Origin of the sequence: Streptomyces sp. NBC_01198, assembly GCF_036010485.1 — a bacterium.
Classification (GTDB): Bacteria; Actinomycetota; Actinomycetes; order Streptomycetales; family Streptomycetaceae; genus Actinacidiphila.
In genome coordinates, this window is sequence record NZ_CP108568.1 from 4,029,106 (window position 1) to 4,046,313 (window position 17,208).

At 70.4% G+C, this 17,208-nt stretch carries 16 protein-coding genes; 9 read left to right on the forward strand and 7 right to left on the reverse strand.

Annotation, left to right across the window (positions count from 1 at the left end):
• The first annotated feature begins 263 nt into the window (after window positions 1-263).
• From rpmH to OG702_RS18095, 9 genes are all read left to right on the forward strand, one after another.
• Window positions 264-401, forward strand: coding sequence for a 50S ribosomal protein L34 (gene rpmH, locus OG702_RS18055; RefSeq protein ID WP_030354375.1), 138 nt, complete (start codon window positions 264-266; stop codon window positions 399-401).
• Between the two features lie 19 nt (window positions 402-420).
• Complete coding sequence (gene rnpA / locus OG702_RS18060; RefSeq protein ID WP_327289920.1) at window positions 421-819, forward strand: ribonuclease P protein component; 399 nt, start codon at window positions 421-423, stop codon at window positions 817-819.
• A complete protein-coding gene (yidD, locus tag OG702_RS18065) occupies window positions 816-1,133 on the forward strand; it encodes a membrane protein insertion efficiency factor YidD (RefSeq protein WP_327289921.1) in 318 nt (105 codons plus the stop codon). The genes rnpA and yidD overlap by 4 nt, the downstream gene beginning before the upstream one ends.
• Before the next feature lie 2 nt (window positions 1,134-1,135).
• Window positions 1,136-2,377 (forward strand): membrane protein insertase YidC, encoded by a 1,242-nt coding sequence (yidC, locus tag OG702_RS18070; protein ID WP_327289922.1) that lies wholly within the window; start codon window positions 1,136-1,138, stop codon window positions 2,375-2,377.
• Window positions 2,378-2,392: 15 nt separating this feature from the next.
• Window positions 2,393-2,911 carry a Jag family protein gene (locus OG702_RS18075; protein ID WP_327289923.1) on the forward strand — a complete coding sequence of 173 codons (519 nt, stop codon included), beginning with the start codon at window positions 2,393-2,395 and terminating at the stop codon, window positions 2,909-2,911.
• A gap of 108 nt (window positions 2,912-3,019) precedes the next feature.
• Window positions 3,020-3,763 (forward strand): 16S rRNA (guanine(527)-N(7))-methyltransferase RsmG, encoded by a 744-nt coding sequence (gene rsmG, locus OG702_RS18080; protein WP_327289924.1) that lies wholly within the window; start codon window positions 3,020-3,022, stop codon window positions 3,761-3,763.
• A gap of 235 nt (window positions 3,764-3,998) precedes the next feature.
• Entirely contained in the window at window positions 3,999-5,123 is a 1,125-nt protein-coding gene (locus OG702_RS18085; RefSeq protein ID WP_327289925.1) for an AAA family ATPase, read from the forward strand.
• Window positions 5,120-6,217, forward strand: a complete 1,098-nt coding sequence (locus OG702_RS18090; RefSeq protein WP_327289926.1) for a ParB/RepB/Spo0J family partition protein — start codon at window positions 5,120-5,122, stop codon at window positions 6,215-6,217. The genes OG702_RS18085 and OG702_RS18090 overlap by 4 nt, the downstream gene beginning before the upstream one ends.
• A gap of 75 nt (window positions 6,218-6,292) precedes the next feature.
• Window positions 6,293-6,910, forward strand: coding sequence for a GNAT family N-acetyltransferase (locus tag OG702_RS18095; protein WP_327289927.1), 618 nt, complete (start codon window positions 6,293-6,295; stop codon window positions 6,908-6,910).
• Window positions 6,911-7,011: 101 nt separating this feature from the next.
• Here OG702_RS18095 and trxA read toward each other — a convergent pair whose 3' ends face one another.
• The 7 genes from trxA to OG702_RS18130 all read right to left on the reverse strand — a co-directional run bounded on the left by trxA (window position 7,012) and on the right by OG702_RS18130 (window position 17,181).
• On the reverse strand, window positions 7,012-7,341 hold the full coding sequence (gene trxA / locus OG702_RS18100; RefSeq protein ID WP_327289928.1) for a thioredoxin: 330 nt from the start codon (window positions 7,339-7,341) through the stop codon (window positions 7,012-7,014).
• A 47-nt stretch (window positions 7,342-7,388) separates the two neighbouring features.
• Entirely contained in the window at window positions 7,389-8,339 is a 951-nt protein-coding gene (trxB, locus tag OG702_RS18105; RefSeq protein ID WP_327289929.1) for a thioredoxin-disulfide reductase, read from the reverse strand.
• A gap of 139 nt (window positions 8,340-8,478) precedes the next feature.
• Window positions 8,479-9,378, reverse strand: a complete 900-nt coding sequence (locus OG702_RS18110) for an anti-sigma factor family protein (RefSeq protein WP_327289930.1) — start codon at window positions 9,376-9,378, stop codon at window positions 8,479-8,481.
• Window positions 9,375-10,046, reverse strand: coding sequence for an RNA polymerase sigma factor SigM (sigM, locus tag OG702_RS18115; RefSeq protein WP_327289931.1), 672 nt, complete (start codon window positions 10,044-10,046; stop codon window positions 9,375-9,377). The genes OG702_RS18110 and sigM overlap by 4 nt, the downstream gene beginning before the upstream one ends.
• A gap of 33 nt (window positions 10,047-10,079) precedes the next feature.
• Window positions 10,080-12,164 carry a serine/threonine protein kinase gene (locus OG702_RS18120; RefSeq protein WP_327289932.1) on the reverse strand — a complete coding sequence of 695 codons (2,085 nt, stop codon included), beginning with the start codon at window positions 12,162-12,164 and terminating at the stop codon, window positions 10,080-10,082.
• A gap of 140 nt (window positions 12,165-12,304) precedes the next feature.
• Entirely contained in the window at window positions 12,305-14,836 is a 2,532-nt protein-coding gene (murJ, locus tag OG702_RS18125) for a murein biosynthesis integral membrane protein MurJ (RefSeq protein ID WP_327289933.1), read from the reverse strand.
• A gap of 26 nt (window positions 14,837-14,862) precedes the next feature.
• Window positions 14,863-17,181 carry a DUF6049 family protein gene (locus OG702_RS18130; protein WP_327289934.1) on the reverse strand — a complete coding sequence of 773 codons (2,319 nt, stop codon included), beginning with the start codon at window positions 17,179-17,181 and terminating at the stop codon, window positions 14,863-14,865.
• Window positions 17,182-17,208 lie beyond the last annotated feature (27 nt).

Genomic DNA, 17,208 nt, shown 5'->3' on the forward strand with positions numbered 1-17,208 from the left:
CAAGTCGTTGTCCACAGGCTGTGTACAAATGGCGGGGCCGCGCCGCCGGGTTTGACCGGATGGCCTAGCCGCACGTACCGTATCGAGGTCGAGTTGTCGATGGCTGCTGCCGCCTGCCTACCGATGGGCGAGGATCTTCCGGAGCGTTAACGCTGCCGGGCGATCGTCAAGCGGTGCACCCGTTTGGTCCGCGAGCTTTTCGTGGGCGCACGGTGACAGCCAGGCGACGCCCCGCCGGACCCGATCTCTCCTGGAGCCCCCGAGTGAGCAAGCGCACCTTCCAGCCGAACAACCGCCGCCGCGCCAAGACCCACGGCTTCCGCCTGCGGATGCGCACCCGTGCGGGCCGCGCGATCCTCGCGACCCGCCGTGGCAAGGGCCGCGCGCGTCTGTCCGCCTGATTGCCTCAGGCCTGATGTCGTGCTGCCCACCGAGAATCGGCTGAGGCGGCGCCAGGACTTCGCGACGGCGGTTCGCCGTGGACGCCGGGCGGGCCGCCCGCTGCTGGTCGTCCATCTGCGCCGAGACGCCACCTACCCGCATCTGCCGGGGGAGAGCACTCCCCCGGCACGTGCGGGTTTCGTCGTGAGCAAAGCGGTCGGCGGGGCGGTACTGCGGAATCAGGTAAAGCGCAAATTGCGTCATCTCGTCCGGGCGCGTCTGTCTCTGCTGCCCCCCGGTAGCCTGGTAGTGGTACGCGCGCTTCCCGACGCGGGAGGCGCTGACCAAGCACAGCTGGCCCTCGACCTGGACGCCGCACTGGAGCGGCTGCTGGGCCGTGACACCCATGGCGACGCCGAGGGGAGGGTGGCTCAATGAAATACCCGCTGCTGGCACTGATCAAGCTGTACCAGTGGACGATCAGTCCATTGCTCGGCCCGGTCTGCCGGTACTACCCGTCGTGCTCCCACTACGGGTACACCGCGATCGACCGGCATGGCGCGGTCAAGGGCACCGCCCTTACCGCGTGGCGCATCCTCCGGTGCAACCCCTGGTCGCCCGGCGGAGTGGACCACGTCCCGCCGCGTAAGCGGCCGCCATGGCACGAACTGCTGCGCCGCACACTGCGGGGCGGCTCCGACGGGCCCGTCACGCCCGAGCCCACCGGACCCTCTCACGCCCAAGGAGCCTGACCGTGGGGATCCTGAACCCCCTATACGACGCAGTGTCGTGGATCATCGTCCAGTTCCACGCGTTCTACAGCCTGATCTTCGACAAGGACAGCGGCTGGGCGTGGGGTCTGTCCATCGTCTCGCTGGTGGTCCTGATCCGGATCTGTCTGATCCCGCTGTTCGTCAAGCAGATCAAGTCCACCCGGAACATGCAGGCGCTCCAGCCGAAGATGAAGGCGATCCAGGAGCGCTACAAGAACGACCGCCAGAAGCAGTCCGAAGAGATGATGAAGCTGTACAAGGAGACGGGCACCAACCCGCTCTCCTCGTGCCTGCCGATTCTGGCGCAGTCCCCGTTCTTCTTCGCGCTCTACCACGTGCTCAGCAACATCGCGAAGGGCAACGAGGTCGGTGTCATCCACACCAACCTCGTCGAGAGCGCGCAGCACGCGCACATCTTCGGCGCCCCGCTCGCGGCGAAGTTCCTGGACAACTCGGCGAAGGCCCACTCCCTCGGCGCCACGCTCGTCGATGTGAGGGTTGTCACCATCGTGATGATCCTGCTGATGTCGGCTTCGCAGTTCTACACGCAGCGCCAGCTGATGACGAAGAACGTCGACATGTCCGTGAAGACCCCGTTCATGCAGCAGCAGAAGATGCTGATGTACGTCTTCCCGCTCGTCTTCGCCGTCCTGGGCATCAACTTCCCCGTCGGTGTCCTCATCTACTGGCTGACCACCAACGTGTGGACCATGGGCCAGCAGATGTTCGTGATCTACCGCAACCCCACCCCCGGCAGCCTGGCCTTCCAGCAGCGCCAGGAGCGGCTGCGGGCCAAGGGCAAGTTGGTCGAGGCGCCCGAGGAGGTCGCCGCGAAGGAGGCCGTCGAGGTCGCCCGGGCGAACCGCACCCAGCCCAAGCGGCAGCCGAAGGCCAAGCGGGGGACCGGAGGCGCCGCAGGCGGCCCCGGAGCGCCCCGGGCCGGCGACTCGGCAGGATCGGACACCCCCGGCTCCAGCGGCGCCACGGCGGCCGATGTGCAGGACACGAAGCCTGCCGCGGGCGGCACCAAGCCCGGCGCCCCGAAGTCGGGCGGTGCCCCCAAGAGCGGTGCGCCCAGATCCGGTGGCGGCGGCAAGGGCAGTGGCGGCGCGCCGCGGGCCGGTGCTCCACGGGCGGGCGGCCAGAAGCAGGGCGGCGGCACGACGGGTAAGCAGTCCGGCGGCGGCAAGGGCAAGCCGACCAACCTGTCGAAGAAGAAGTAAGAGGAGAGTCCAGGCGTGAGCGACGTCAACACCACCACGGCACCCGACAGCAGCTCGTCCGCGACGCTGACCCGGCTGGAGCAGGAGGGTGAGATCGCGGCGGACTATCTGGAGGGGCTGCTGGACATCGCCGACCTCGACGGTGACATCGACATGGATGTCGAGGGTGAGCGGGCGTCGGTGTCGATCATCGGCGACACCTCCTCCCGGGAGCTCACCAAGCTCGTCGGGCGGGACGGCGAGGTGCTGGAGGCGCTCCAGGAGCTGACCCGGCTGGCGGTGCACCGGGAGACCGGTGAGCGCAGCCGGCTCATGCTGGACATCGCCGGCTTCCGGGCCCGCAAGCGCGCCGAGCTGGCACAGCTGGGCGCCGAGGCCGCAGCGGAGGCCAAGGAGAGCGGTCAGCCGGTGAAGCTGGACCCGATGACACCGTTCGAGCGCAAGGTCGTGCACGACGCGGTGGCCGCGGCCGGCCTGCGCAGCGAGTCGGAGGGCGAGGAGCCCCAGCGCAGGGTGGTCGTCCTGCCGGTCTGACCGGCTGTTCGCCCCGATCGATCGGCCCCGTCTGTTCGCAGGCGGGGCCGAGGCTTGTCAGCCTGGACAGAGACGAACGTGTGCGAGAACCGAGGAAAGGACAGTCCCGTGACGGAGGCAGCAGCGGAGCTTCCCGCGCCGCCCGAGCAGGCCGGGGCGGTGTTCGGCGACCGGTTCGCCGACGCGCTGCGCTACGCCGAACTGCTGGCGGATGCCGGGGTGCAACGCGGTCTGATCGGTCCGCGCGAGGTGCCCCGGCTGTGGGAGCGGCACCTGCTGAACTGTGCGGTGCTCTCCGAGGTGATCGACGAGAACGTGTCGGTGTGCGATGTGGGCTCGGGAGCCGGGCTGCCCGGCATCCCGCTGGCCCTGGCGCGGCCGGACCTGGAGATCACCCTGCTGGAGCCGCTGCTGCGCCGCACGACCTTCCTGGAGGAGGTGGTCCGGCTGCTGGGACTGGCCAACGTGGCGGTGGTCCGCGGCCGGGCGGAGGAGATGGTGGGCAAGCTGCCGCCGGTCGACGTGGTGACCGCGCGGGCTGTGGCGCCGCTGGAGCGGCTGGCCGGCTGGGGACTGCCGCTGCTGCGCCCGCACGGTGAGATGGCGGTGCTCAAGGGCGACACCGCCGAGGAGGAGCTCAAGGCCGCCCGGGCGGCGCTCGGCCGCCTCGGTGCGGTGAACGCCTCGGTGATCCAGGTCGGCGAGGGCGTGGTGGATCCGTTGTCCACAGTGGTCCGCGTGCTGGTGGGGGAAAGTCCTGGCGGAGTGCGCGCGGCCACCCGGCGGGCGAAGGCGGCCCGGGCCAGCCGGACACCGCGCGGCGGCGGCAACGCGGGGCGCCGGCGCCGCTGACCGGTCGCCGAGAAACGGCCAAAACGGCATAATCCGGAGTGTCTGCCGGGATACCGGCGCGGCGCGGCGCATCGTGTTCCACGTGAAACGTCGCTCACTGCTTCCAGGAGTCCTCAGCCGTGGCCGCGCCGCGGCCGAGGCGCGCGCCAACAAACCGACCAAGTCGAATTCGGCTGTGGATAACCGGGATTTATCCACAGCCGGCCGGGGCTCGCTGGTTCAGCACCCCTCGGGCATGGCAGGCTCTTCCCATAGCGAGCCTGAAGTCGAGGAGAGTGAGTCCTTGCGGTCCGACGCCAACATCGCGGGGCCGATGGCCGACCCGGTCCCCGGTCCCCGCTCAGCTGAAACAGCCGGGGGCCCACTTTCCGTGCCCCCGGGGTTCGGGAGCGATGTTTCACGTGAAACATTGCCTCCCATGGATGACACCCCGATCGGCCGTGCTGCCCAGATGGCCGTCGAGGCGCTGAACCGTACCGGTGAGGGACTGCCGAGACCCGCACAGACCCGGGTGATGGTGGTCGCCAACCAGAAGGGCGGGGTCGGCAAGACCACGACCACGGTGAATCTGGCGGCCTCCCTGGCTCTGCACGGAGCCCGGGTGCTGGTGATCGATCTCGACCCGCAGGGCAATGCCTCCACGGCGCTGGGGATCGACCATCATTCCGAAGTGCCGTCCATCTACGACGTGTTGGTGGAGAGCAAACCGCTGTCCGATGTGGTGCTGCCAGTGGCCGACGTGGAGGGGCTCTTCTGCGCTCCGGCGACGATCGACCTGGCCGGCGCCGAGATCGAACTGGTCTCGCTGGTGGCGCGGGAGAGCCGGCTGCAGCGGGCCATCGAGTCCTACGAGCAGCCGCTGGACTACGTCCTGATCGACTGCCCGCCCTCGCTCGGGCTCCTCACCGTCAACGCCCTGGTGGCCGGCGCCGAGGTGGTCATCCCGATCCAGTGCGAGTACTACGCGCTGGAGGGACTCGGGCAGCTGTTGAAGAACGTGGACCTGGTCCGCGCCCACCTCAACCCGAAGCTGCACGTCTCCACCATCTTGTTGACGATGTACGACGGCAGGACCCGGCTGGCCTCCCAGGTGGCCGAGGAGGTGCGCACCCACTTCGGCAAGGAGGTGCTGCGCACCAGCATCCCCCGGTCGGTACGCATCTCCGAAGCACCCAGCTACGGGCAGACCGTCCTGACCTACGACCCGGGCTCCAGCGGCGCACTGTCGTATCTGGAGGCCGCCCGGGAGATGGCACTGCGCGGTCAGCCGGGTGAGATGGCAGTCGCGTATGACCCGCAGGCGCCGGGCGAACAGCAGAACGAGCAGCACCCGCACAGCATGTCGGAGGGGATCCAGTGAGTGATCGACGCAGAGGGCTCGGCCGTGGTCTCGGCGCGCTGATCCCTGCCGCGCCGCAGGCAACCAGCTCGACGTCGGGGACCGCGCCGGTCCTGGTGCCGGACCGCGGGGTCGCGGCGGCCAAGGTGACGGGCCTGGTCGACCGCCGGCCGCCGGAGACCGTGTCACCGGTGGCGGAGATCCCTGTTTCACGTGAAACAGAGCCGGATCTCTCGTCGTCCCGCGTTCCGGTCTCCGGCGCCTACTTCGCCGAGCTGGAACTCGACGCGATCACCCCCAACCCGCGCCAGCCGCGCGAGGTGTTCGACGAGGACGCGCTCAACGAGCTGATCACCTCGATCAAGGAGGTGGGTCTGCTCCAGCCGGTGGTGGTGCGCGAGATCAGCGCGGACCGCTTCGAGCTGATCATGGGCGAGCGCCGCTGGCGGGCCTGCCGGGAGGCAGGCCTGGAGCGGATCCCGGCCATCGTCCGGGCCACGGACGACGAGAAGCTGCTGCTGGACGCCCTGCTGGAGAATCTGCACCGCGCGCAGCTCAACCCGCTGGAGGAGGCGGCAGCTTACGACCAGCTGCTGCGGGACTTCTCCTGCACGCACGAGCAGCTGGCCGATCGGATCGGCCGGTCCCGCTCGCAGGTCTCCAACACCCTGCGGCTGCTCAAGCTGTCGGCCCCGGTCCAGCGCCGGGTGGCGGCCGGGGTGATCTCCTTCGGGCACGCCCGGGCCCTGCTCTCGCTGGACGACTCCGAGGACCAGGACAAGCTGGCCCTCCGGATCGTCGCCGAGGAGCTGTCGGTCCGCACGGTCGAAGAGATCGTGAAGCTGATGAACAGCGAGCCGAAGAGCGCTCGTAAGTCAGCGGCGCCACGGGCCGGCCGCCGGGTCTCCCCGGCGCTCACCCACCTCGCCACCCGGCTCTCCGACCGTTTCGACACCCGGGTGAAGGTGGACCTGGGCCAGAAGCGGGGAAAGATCGTGGTGGAGTTCGCTTCGATAGAGGATCTGGAACGCATCCTCGGCGCGATGGCACCGGGCGAGGGCAAGGTGCTGGAGAACCGGCTGGAAGACGACGAGGCCGAGGACGACGACGAGTGACACCGTGGCGCCCCGGTTCTGACCACCGGGGTGCCACCGCAGTTCGTTCAGCGACAGGAATGGGGTCCTTGGCACATGGGCCGTCGGCTTGTACCGCTCACCCTCGACAACCTTCCCGACCTTCCCAAGCCCTGTCGGCGCTGCGTCTTCTGGGAGCTGGACCCGGTGAGCGGGGAGGCCGCAATCCAGGCGGGCAAGCCCGAGCTGGAGAAGGAGGCCTGGATCTCCGCGGTATTGCTGGAGTGGGGTTCCTGCGGCCGGGTAGTTTATGTGGACGAGATGCCGGCCGGATTCGTGCTCTACGCCCCGGCCGCGTATGTGCCGCGGTCGATGGCCTTCCCGACCAGTCCGGTGTCCGCTGACGCCGTCCAGCTGATGACGGCCCGCGTGCTGCCCGGCTATCAGGGCCAGGGCATCGGCCGGGTGCTCGTGCAGACGGTGGCGAAGGATCTGGTGCGGCGGAACGTCAAGGCGATCGAGGCGTTCGGCGACGCGAAGTGGTCGGCGCCGTCCTGCGTGCTCCCCGCCGACCATCTGCTGGCGGTCGGCTTCAAGACCGTCCGCCAGCACCCGCGTTATCCCCGGCTGCGGCTGGAGCTGCGCTCGGCGATCTCCTGGAAGGAAGACGTCGAGATGGCGATCGACCGGCTCCTGGGTGCCGTCCAGAAGGAACCGGTGCTCCGCCCGCTCTGACCTCGCCTGCACCCGACACGGCACGAACAAGGGTCGGCTCCCCGATCGGGGAGCCGACCCTTCGATGTTCCACGTGGAACAGTGCGCGTTCGGGGCCCTTGTCAGCCGATGAAGTCGGACAGGTCGCGAACGAGCGCGGCCTTCGGCTTGGCACCCACGATGGTCTTCACGACCTCGCCGTCCTTGTAGACGTTGAGGGTCGGGATGGACATCACGCCGTACTTCGCGGCGGTGGCCGGGTTCTCGTCGATGTTGAGCTTGACGATGGTGATCTCGTCGGGGTGCTCCGCCGCGATGGCCTCCAGCGACGGGGCGATCTGACGGCAGGGGCCGCACCAATCAGCCCAGAAGTCGACCAGCACGGGCTTGTCGCTGGCCAGAACCTCCTCGGCGAAGGTCGCGTCGGTTACGTGCTTGGGCGTGCCGGCCACGGCAGTCTCCTCAGGTTCGATACGAGCGGGCGGGGGGGGGGTAGGGATCAGGCAGCCTTCTCGGCGTCGCTGAGCGACGCCAGGTAGCGCTCGGCGTCCAGGGCGGCGGAACAGCCGGTGCCGGCCGCGGTGATCGCCTGGCGGTAGGTGTGGTCCACGACGTCTCCGGCACCGAAGACACCGGGCACGCTGGTGTGGGTGCTCGGCGCCTGGACGGTGAGATAGCCCTCCGGGTCGAGGTCGAGAACACCCTTGAAGAGTTCGGTCCTCGGGTCGTGGCCGATCGCGATGAACAGCCCACTGACGGGCAGCTCCGACGTCTCGCCGGTCTTCACGTTGCGCAGGGTCAGCCCGGAGAGCTTGCCTTCGCCGTGGATCTCGGCGACCTCGCTGTCCCAGACGAAGGAGATCTTCGGGTCGGCGAAGGCGCGTTCCTGCATCGCCTTGGACGCCCGCAGGCTGTCCCGGCGGTGCACGATCTTGACGGACTTGGCGAACCGGGAGAGGAAGGTCGCCTCCTCCATCGCGGTGTCGCCACCGCCGATCACGGCGATGTCGTGCTCGCGGAAGAAGAAGCCGTCACAGGTGGCACACCAGGAGACGCCACGGCCGGAGAGCTGGTCCTCGTTGGGCAGGTTGAGCTTCCGGTGCTGCGACCCGGTGGTGACGATGATGGTCTTCGCCCGGTGGACGGTGCCCGCGGAGTCGGTGACGGTCTTGATGTCGCCACTGAAGTCGACGGCGACCACGTCGTCCGGGACCAGTTCGGCGCCGAACCGCTCCGCCTGGGCGCGCATGTTGTCCATCAGGTCCGGGCCGATGATGCCGTCACGGAACCCGGGGAAGTTCTCCACCTCGGTGGTGTTCATCAGCGCACCGCCGGCGGTGACCGAGCCCTCGAAGACCAGCGGGCTGAGGGATGCGCGTGCCGTGTACAGGGCCGCTGTGTAGCCCGCGGGCCCCGAGCCGATGATGATCACGTTACGGACGTCGCTCACGGGTGTCTTCCTCGTCTCTGCGGACTGCGGTGGGGGCCCTGGCTGGACTCTCGTCGTGCCTAACGGATCCTACGGGGCTGGCATTCCCCCGGAGGCGAGGCGCCCCACGCCCAGCGCGGTGACCCCCGTGGACCCCTGGTCAGCTGCGCGGGTAGCTGTCCTGGAAGAGCACCCGGCCGGGGGTGTCGCCCGTGCAGGAGGCGGCCACCACGAAGGCGTCGACCCGGGCGGGGTCGGCAGGGTCGGGCAGGACCACGAGGAAGGAGTCGACGCCCTGGAAGGGTTCCCGGTCGGCGGCCACCGGTTGCCGACTTTGCTGCGTGGCCTGGAGCACGCATCCGGGCACCGTGACGACGGTGCCGTCGGGGGCGGTGACCCGGGTATCGCCTCGCGTACCCAGCATGGGCGAGGTGATACCGCCGCCCGCCGTCTTGCTGCCTGCCGCGCCGCCGGCCGACCCGCCGAGCAGCCGCGCCACCTCGTCGCCGACCGCGCTGGAGCTGCCGCGATCCTGCGTGCTGCTCTTGCGCTCCGCGCTGCTGTCGGCGCTGGTACTGCTCGGGCCGCTGTGCGACGCCAGCTCGTAGACCGCCCCGCCCAGTGCCATGACGGTGACTGCCGAGGCGGCGACCACCAGCAGGCCACGTCGCCGCCGACTGGCGCGACCGGGTCCGGTGGGTGCGGAGGGGCGACCCGCGGGTGCGGATGTTCCACGTGGAACATCCGCCGCTGCGGGAGCGTGCTGCGCCGGGAGCGATGTTTCACGTGGAACATGTGGCGGCGCGGTGTCCCGCTGCGCCTCGGCGGCGAGCGCCGTCTCGATCCGGGCGGCCACGTCCGGTGGCATCGGCTCCGGCTGCGGCAGATCGCCGAGCAGCTCACGGATCTCCCGCAGCGAGGCCAGCACCTCGCCGCACTGCTCGCAGGACTCGATGTGGGCGCGGACCTCCGCCGCCTTCTCCGGCAGCAGGATGCCCTCGGCCAGGTCGGAGATGTCCGCGACCTCGGGATGCGGGTCCTGGCCCGTGGTCGATGTCATCGGTGGTCACCTCCGCCCTGTTCCGTTCCTGCCGGTGGGACGGATGTCCCCTCCGTCCGGTTCCTTTCGCCGACCGGGCCGGCCCGGTCGCCGCCGCTCGCCCGCAGATGGCTGAGCAGGGGCAGCAGCCGCGCGCGGCCGCGGGCGCACCGGCTCTTGACCGTGCCCTCCGGTACGGCGAGCACTGCGGCGGCCTCCGCGACCGGGTAGCCCTGCATGTCGACCAGAACGAGAGCCGCCCGCTGCTCGGCGGGCAGCGTCGCCAGCGCGGCGAGGAGTTCGCGGTGCAGCTCGTCGCGTACCGCCGGCGCCTCGGCGGACTCGTGGGGTTCGAGGAGCGATTCGAAGTTCTCCTCGTCGGCGACCGGTGCGGTGCGACGGGTGGCGGCTCTGCGGGCCCGGTCCAGGCAGGCGTTCACCGTGATCCTGTGCAGCCAGGTCGTGACGGCCGACTGGCCGCGGAAGGTATGGGCGGCCCGGAAGGCCGACACCAGCGCGTCCTGCACCGCGTCAGCGGCCTCCTCGCGGTCGCCCAGCGTCCGCAGGGCGACCGCCCAGAGCCGGTCGCGATGCCTGCGGACGAGTTCACCGAAGGCGTCGGGCTCGCCCGCCACATGGCGGGCGAGCAGGGCGGTGTCATCGGCTTCGCCGAGCGGTATGGGCTCCATGGCCAGACTCCCCCGTCCGCGTCCGTCGCCGGTTCAGCCGGTCACGCTGATCTCCGAGATCTTGCCACGGAACCGGCCGTCCGAGTCCTTCGGGAGCTTGGTCAGCCAGACCAGCAGATAGCGGCTGCTGACCTGCCCGCCGGGCTTGAGCGTCACCTGCTGCGTGCCGGAGCCGGCGGCCACCTTCCGGAAGCCGTCGAGCCGGGTGGGCTGAGCGCTGGCGCCGGGCGCCGCCCACAGCTCCACGTCCGTCCCGGCGCCCAGCAGGTTCAGCTTCACGCTGCTGACGTGGTGCGAGCTGCCGAGGTCCAGGATCACCCCGACGCCGTCCTTGAGTCCGCCGAGGTTGGCCGTCGCGTAGCTCAGCGTCGTCCAGGAGGTCGCCGGGTCGTGGTCGGTGAGGTTGCCCACCTCGCCCGGGTTCTCGGTGCCGTTGCCCTGCGGCAGCGGGTCGAAGTCCTTGGCGCCGACGATCGTCAGGGGCCCGGCGGGCGGCGGCGCCGGGTTGTGGTCCGCCTTCGGCGAGGTGGTCGGGTTGCGCGGGGCATGGTTCTCGCGGGACTTCATGGCGTCGGCGAGCTGCCAGCTGCCGAGCCCGATGGCCACGATCAGCAGCGCGGAGACCGCCCACTTCAGCGCACTGCCGGTACGTCCGGGCAGGGCGGGCGGCGGAGCGGAGGGAGTGCTGACCGGCCCGCCGGCGGCGTAGCGAGTCGCCCCGGCAGGCGGCTGCGGCGGCTGCTGGAAGGCGGGCTGCCGGTAGATCGGGGCAGGGTGCTCGGGCGGCCGGATCCGCGGAATGCGAGCGATGGCCTTGGCCAGCTCCTCCGGGGTGGTGCACGGCGGCTCCTCGCGGGACGCGGTCGCGCCGTCATTGACCAGCGCGCGCATCGCCACGTCCGACATGCCGCGGTGGACGCCCGCACGCAGCTGGTCCGGAGCCACCAGGCCGACGCCCTTGGGCAGTCCGGCCAGGCCGTGCGCGTCCTCCTCGTAGGGCCAGCGCTGGGTCAGGGAGGCGTAGAGCAGCGCGCCGATCGCCTCGGTGTCCTGCCGCTGCGGCCGCTCGGAGTTCAGCCCGCGCAGCGCGGCGGCGACGGCCAGCCCGCGGATGCGGTACTGCCCGGAGCTGGTCCGCAGCACGGCTCCCGGGTCGAGCCGCAGATGGGCCAGCCCCTCGCGGTGTGCGGCGGCCATGCCCTGGGAGACCTGGCTGGCCATCTGGTAGGCCTCGTGCGGCTCCAGCGGGCCGGCTGCGAGCAGGTCGGCGAGGGATCCGGCGTCCGGCAGCCACTCGTGGATCACGTAGACCAGCTCGTCCTCCTCGACCGCGTCGAGGACCTGGACGAAGCGGGGATCGCCGAGCAGGGCCGCCGACCTCGCGGCGGCCAGCACCTGGCGGGACCGCGGGTGGGCGGCGGGGAGCAGATGGATACCGACGGCCCGCCGCAGTTTCTCGTCCACTGCACGCCAGCTGCTGAATCCGTCCACCCGCGTGACGCACTCCGCGAGCTGGTAGCGGCGGGCCAGCCGGTGGCCGCTGTGCAGCTCGGGCGCGGTGGGCTTCGGCTTGGCCTGGGGGCGGGGCTTGGTGGGTTGCGGCCGGTCGGGTTCGGGCGCAGCGGCTTCAGGTTCGGCTTCGGGCGTGCCTTCAGGCGTGGCTTCGGGCGCGGCCTTGTCGCCCTGCGCGGCTTTCGGCCCGGCGGGCTCCTGCTCAGCGGCTCCAGGCCGGGGCTCGGGCTCGGGGTCCGGCTCGGCCTGGGCGGCGGCGACCAGCACGGCGGTCTCGGTGGCGGGCTCCGCAGCGCTCAGCACGGCGGTCTCGGCTTCGGTCTCGGTGGCGGGCTCGGCGGCTTCCAGCACGGCGGTCTCGGCCTCGGGCTCGGCCGGCATGGGCTCGGCGGTGATCAGGGGGGCGTGCGCGGTCTGCTCCGCGTCGTCTTCGGTGTTCTCGGTCCGGTCCGCTGCGTCCTTGGCTGGGGTGCCGTCGCCGGCGGTGCCGCTGTCCTGGTCGTCCGTCGTCGTACCGCCGGGTGTGGCGCCGTCCTGCTGGGCTGCGGGCGGCGCCTCGCCGCCCTCATCGGCCACTCCGACGGCCGCCGTGCTCCGATCCGCCACCGTCGTTCCTGCCTCCCCATCCATTGCGCGACCCCACGTCGAGCCGATGACAATTGTGCCCACAGTCCGGCTCTATGCACGACACACGGCAGGCCGTGATGGTTGCGCGACCTCGGCAACGCCCGTGGGCTGACGTCGAATCAGCGGCCGAGCCGACCCCGGACCATGCCGATCATGCCGTTCAGCTCCTGGATCCGCATCCGCTTCGCGATGACCAGGAAGATCCCGCCCAGCAGGATGCCGCCGACCACCAGTGACGCCAGCGACCCGGTCACCCCGCCGCCCAGCCTCCCGCTGATGACATAGGCCGCGATCCCGGCCAGTCCCGCCGCCGGGATGCAGGCGCCGATCAGCCGGGCGTAGGTGCGGACCACCCTGCGGCCGTCCAGGTCGCCGCCGAGGCGGGCCCGGAGCCGCTTGACGGCCACCCCGACGCCGACCGCGTAGGCCAGGCCGTAGGAGAAGGCCATGCCCACCACGGCCCAGCGGGCGGGCAGCGCGACGAAGCAGAGGGCGGAGGCCGCCGCGTTGACGGCGGCCACGATCACCGTGTTGTAGAAGGGGGTGCGGGTGTCCTCGAAGGCGTAGAAGCCGCGCAGGACGACGTACTGCACCGAGTAGGGGATCAGTCCGGCGCCGAAGGCCATCAGGATGAAGCCGATGTTGCGGGCGGAGGCCTCGTTGGTGCTGGCGTAGAGGACGCCGCAGATCGGGACGCCGAGGGCCAGGAAGGCGAAGGCGGCCGGCACGATCGCGACCGCCGAGGTGCGCAGACCGTAGGAGATGTCGTCGCGGACCGCGGTGACGTCGCCGTCGGCCGCGGCCCGGGAGATGCGCGGCAGCACCGCGGCCATCACCGAGACGGTGATGATGGCCTGCGGCATCTGCCAGAGCAGCAGCGCGTAGTTGTAGCCGGTGATGCCGGTGCCCGGGTAGCCGCTCTTGTCGGCGTTGGCGCCGGCCCAGGTGGCGAGCTGGGTGACCACGACCAGGCCGGCCTGGTTGGCCAGCACGAAGAAGAACGTCCACTTGGCGAGCTTGGCGGCCTTGCCGAGGCCGTGGCCGCGCCAGTCGAAGCGTGGCCGGAACTTGAACCCGGCGTCCCGCAGGTAGGGCAGCATCGCCAGTGACTGGACGACCAGGCCGAGCAGCGTGCCGATGCCCAGCAGCCGGACACCGTCGGGCGAGATCGTCGTGGCGTCCAGCCGGGTCGAGCCGTAGGAGCCGTAGACCCAGATGAACATGCCGAAGGTGAAGATCACCACGATGTTGTTGAGGACCGGGGTCCACATCATCGCGCCGAACCTGCCGCGGGCGTTGAGCACCTGGCCCATCACCACGTGGACGCCCATGAAGAAGATCGTGGGCATGCAGTAGCGGGCGAAGGCGATGGCCACGTTGTACGTGTCCGGGTTGTCGGCGATCTTCGCGGACATCAGCTTGACCAGCAGCGGCGCGCCGAGCACGGTGACGGTGACGATGCCGCCGAGCGCGACCATGACGACGGTCAGCAGCCGGTTGGCATAGGCGGAGCCGCCGTCGTCGTCGTCCTTCATCGCGCGGACCAGCTGCGGTACGAACACCGAGTTGAGGCCGCCGCCGATGGTGAGGATGTAGATCATCGTCGGCAGCACGTTCGCGACCTGGTAGGAGTCGCTCAGGGTGGCGGCGCCGATCGCCGCGGCGACCACCAGGGTGCGCACGAAGCCGGTGACGCGAGAGACCAGCGTGCCGGCCGCCATCAGGGCGCTGGACTTCAGGATGCCGCCGGACCGGGTGGCGGTCGCCGCCCCGCCGGCGGCCGGCACCGCTGTGGTGGTGCCGGTGGCGGCGGCTACCTGCCCGGTGGTGCCCGTGGCGGCCGTACCTGGCCGCTGGACGCCTTGCGGCGGCTGCCCGGGCTGCTGGTAACCCTGCGGCGCGTACGGCTCCTGGTAGGGCTGCTGCTGCGGTTGCTGGTACTGCTCCTGGTACGGCTGCTGGTACGGGTAGCCGTAGCGCGGGTCGGCGTAGCGGGGGTCGACGTACTGCGAGTCGGCGTAGTGCGGGTCCGCGTACGGCTCGCCCTGGTAGAAGTCCTGGCCGTACCCCGGGTCCTGGTATATCGGGATCGAGAAGCCCGTGGTCTCGTTGGCCGACGGCGTGTGCGAGTAGGACGCGGGGTAGCCGCCCTGAGCCTGGTGGCCGCCCTGGTGGCCGCCCCCGTGCTGCGGGTAGCCGCCTTGTTGCGGGTAGCCCTGCTGCTGGTACCCGTCCTGCGGGCCGTAGCCGCCCTGCTGCGGATACGGCTGCTGGTAGCCGCCGGGCTGCTGCTGGGGGTACTGCTGCGGGTAGCCGCCGGGCTGCTGGCCGTCCTGCTGCTGGTAGCCGTCCTGCGGCGGCTGCTGGTCGCGGAAGAGGTGCGCGAAGGCGTCGTACTCCTCGCCCTGCTGCTGCTGTTCCGGTCCGCCTGCCGAAGCGCCCGTGCCCATGTACTGGGTTGCCGCGTTGTCCGGGTAGGGCTGCTGCTGGTGGCCGGACTGCTCCTGCCACTGCTGTGCCGGATCCGGCTGCTGATACGGATCGTAGGCATACGTGTTCTGCAGATAGGGGTCGGCAGGCGCCGGACGCTGCTCGGGCGAGGGAGGCATCTGGCCCGCAGAGTCGCGATCACCGTCATACGGCGCGTTCATCAGTGCCCCACCTTATTGTCCGCCGGCTACCCGTCCACCTTCTCACCTGTCGGTGAGGGCTCCGGGCTTTCCTGCCCGGTGTCAGTGGCAGGGTCACCCGGCTGCCCGGGGTCCGTGCCGTTCGCCTCTTCGTTCTCGCCGCCGTCGTCGTCTGTGCCGTCCACGTCGGTGCGCCGCTTACGCTGACGGTAGATCCGTACGCCCGCGAGCACCAGCAGGAGAAGTCCGGCTCCGATGATCAGCATCACCAGGTCGGTGACCTTGTTGATGTGGACCTCGAATCCGACGCCCGTGCTGGCGTACACGCCCTTGGCAGTGAAGAGGGCTGCGGAGACCTTGACCGTACCGTTCGCGTTCGCGGTGGTCTGGAACTTCAGGGTACGGGTGTGGCCGCCCTCGATGGCGATCGGCTGCTCGGCGTTCTTGATCTTCAACCGGATGTTCGTGCCCGATGTGAGCCGCAGTGTCAGGCCCTTCACCGGCTGGCCGAGCTCGTTCTTCACCGTGACCGGGATGGTGCCGCTGCGTCCCGACAGCGTCAGCGTGGTCTTCGGGATGATGTGCACGGCGTTGATCAGGCCGGTCAGGTAGTCGCCGATCGCGTTTCGGTAGTCCTCCGAGCCCGACGGGACAGCACGCCAGCTGTCGGACATCGAGCGCAGCACCGCGTTGCGGAACGGCACGGTGACGTGGTCCGGTGAGGTGAGGATCACCACGAAGTCGTTCAGGTGCTCCTGGATCGACTCGATCCAGGTGAAGGCCTCCGCCGGCAGCTCCTGCTTGCGCAGGCTGCTCGGGTAGGCCTTGCTCGACGGCACCTTGCGGTTGGCGTGCGCGTCAGGATGCGCCTTCGCCGCGTCGTCGAAGGAGACGGGCGAGACCCAGGGCGCGGTGGTGCTGTAGTGGATCGCCTGGGCCATGGCCTGCGCCTGCGCGGCGGTGGGCATCCGCTGCGGGGCCACCACGACAGTGCGCTGCTTCTCCGGCGCCTCCATGGTGATCATCAGCGTCTGCGCGATGAAGCTCTGCACGGCGAGGTCGACCTTCTGCGGGTCGTCCATGTCGCCGGTGAAGGCGGTGGAAAGGATCGCGTCGGAGACCACCGCGGTGGTGCCGCCGCCGATCGGCCGGGCGGCGTTCGGGGTGTAACTGAGGTCGCCGTCGCCGAAGGTGTCGCTGCGGGCGATGATCCGCTTGGCTCCCCCCGCGCGCGCCACCGAGACGATGGACGGGTCGATGGCGCCGTCCACCGGCCAGGCGACGTCGGCGGTCTGGCTGCCGCCGAAGATGGTCTGGGTGGTGGCCAGCCCGAGAGCGGTGGCGGTCTTGAGGTGGCCGACGGCGCCGGGGATTTTCCGGCCGTGGTGGGCGAGCGAGGCGATGTCGGTGTCGCCGAAGGGCAGCGCGATCACCTGCTCGCCGGCCACCGCGATCTTGAGGTCGTTCAGCCACTGCTTGGCGACCGCGCCACCGGTGCCCGCCGTGGTCTTGGTGACGTCACCGCCGGGCCCGGCGACCCGGTAGCCCTTGGTCATGAATTCGACGCTGGCGAGCAGGTCGGGGTCGACGACCCAGGTCACCGGGAGGTTCCTGGCCAGGTCGATCATCTGTCGCAGCCGGCCGCCCGGTCCGAGCTCCGTGGCCAGCTCGTCGTCCATGAAGATAGGGCTCACCTGGGAATCGGTGTCGCCGCGCGGTGCGACGTGCGACCGGTCGGTGAGCGGCCACAGATAGCTGATCCTGGTCTGCTTGCTGCCGCTGGTGACGGCGTCGCCGTACCAGGGCAGGAAGGTCCGCTTGATGCCGAGCACATGCGTGGTGGGTTCGGCCTTCGTCCGGCCGTCCAGCGTCACGCCCAGCTGGTAGACCCCGGCGTCGTCCAGGCCGAGAGCGGAGACCGGGACGGTGATGCTGAAGGACACGTGGCTGCCGGCCGGGATGTCGGAGACGGCGCTGGTCTGGTCGGGCACCTCGGGCCCGTCCTCGGCGTTGCTGTAGCCGGTGCGCGAGGCGGCACTCTTGATCGAGCTACGGGTGGTCAGCGCGCCGCCCCACGGCATCCGGATGCCGACATGGGCGTGGCTGATGGCGGACTTGCCGTCGTTGGTGAGCTTCCCGGAGATGACCACCGAGTCGCCCTTGACCGGGATGCGCGGGGTGAGGGAGTCCACGGACACCGAGGCGGTACGGGAGCCGCTGCCGGCCGCCGCCTGCGAGGGGGACGCCCCGGTGGCCTGCAGCAGCCCGGTGAGCAGCGTCGCACCCGCCACCAGCGCGACGATCCGTGCCGCCCGGCGGCGCGCCGAGGACGGGGGTTTCCCGGGTGACTGTGCCGCCTCGCCCACGCGTTCGCCCGTCCTCGTCATCTGTGT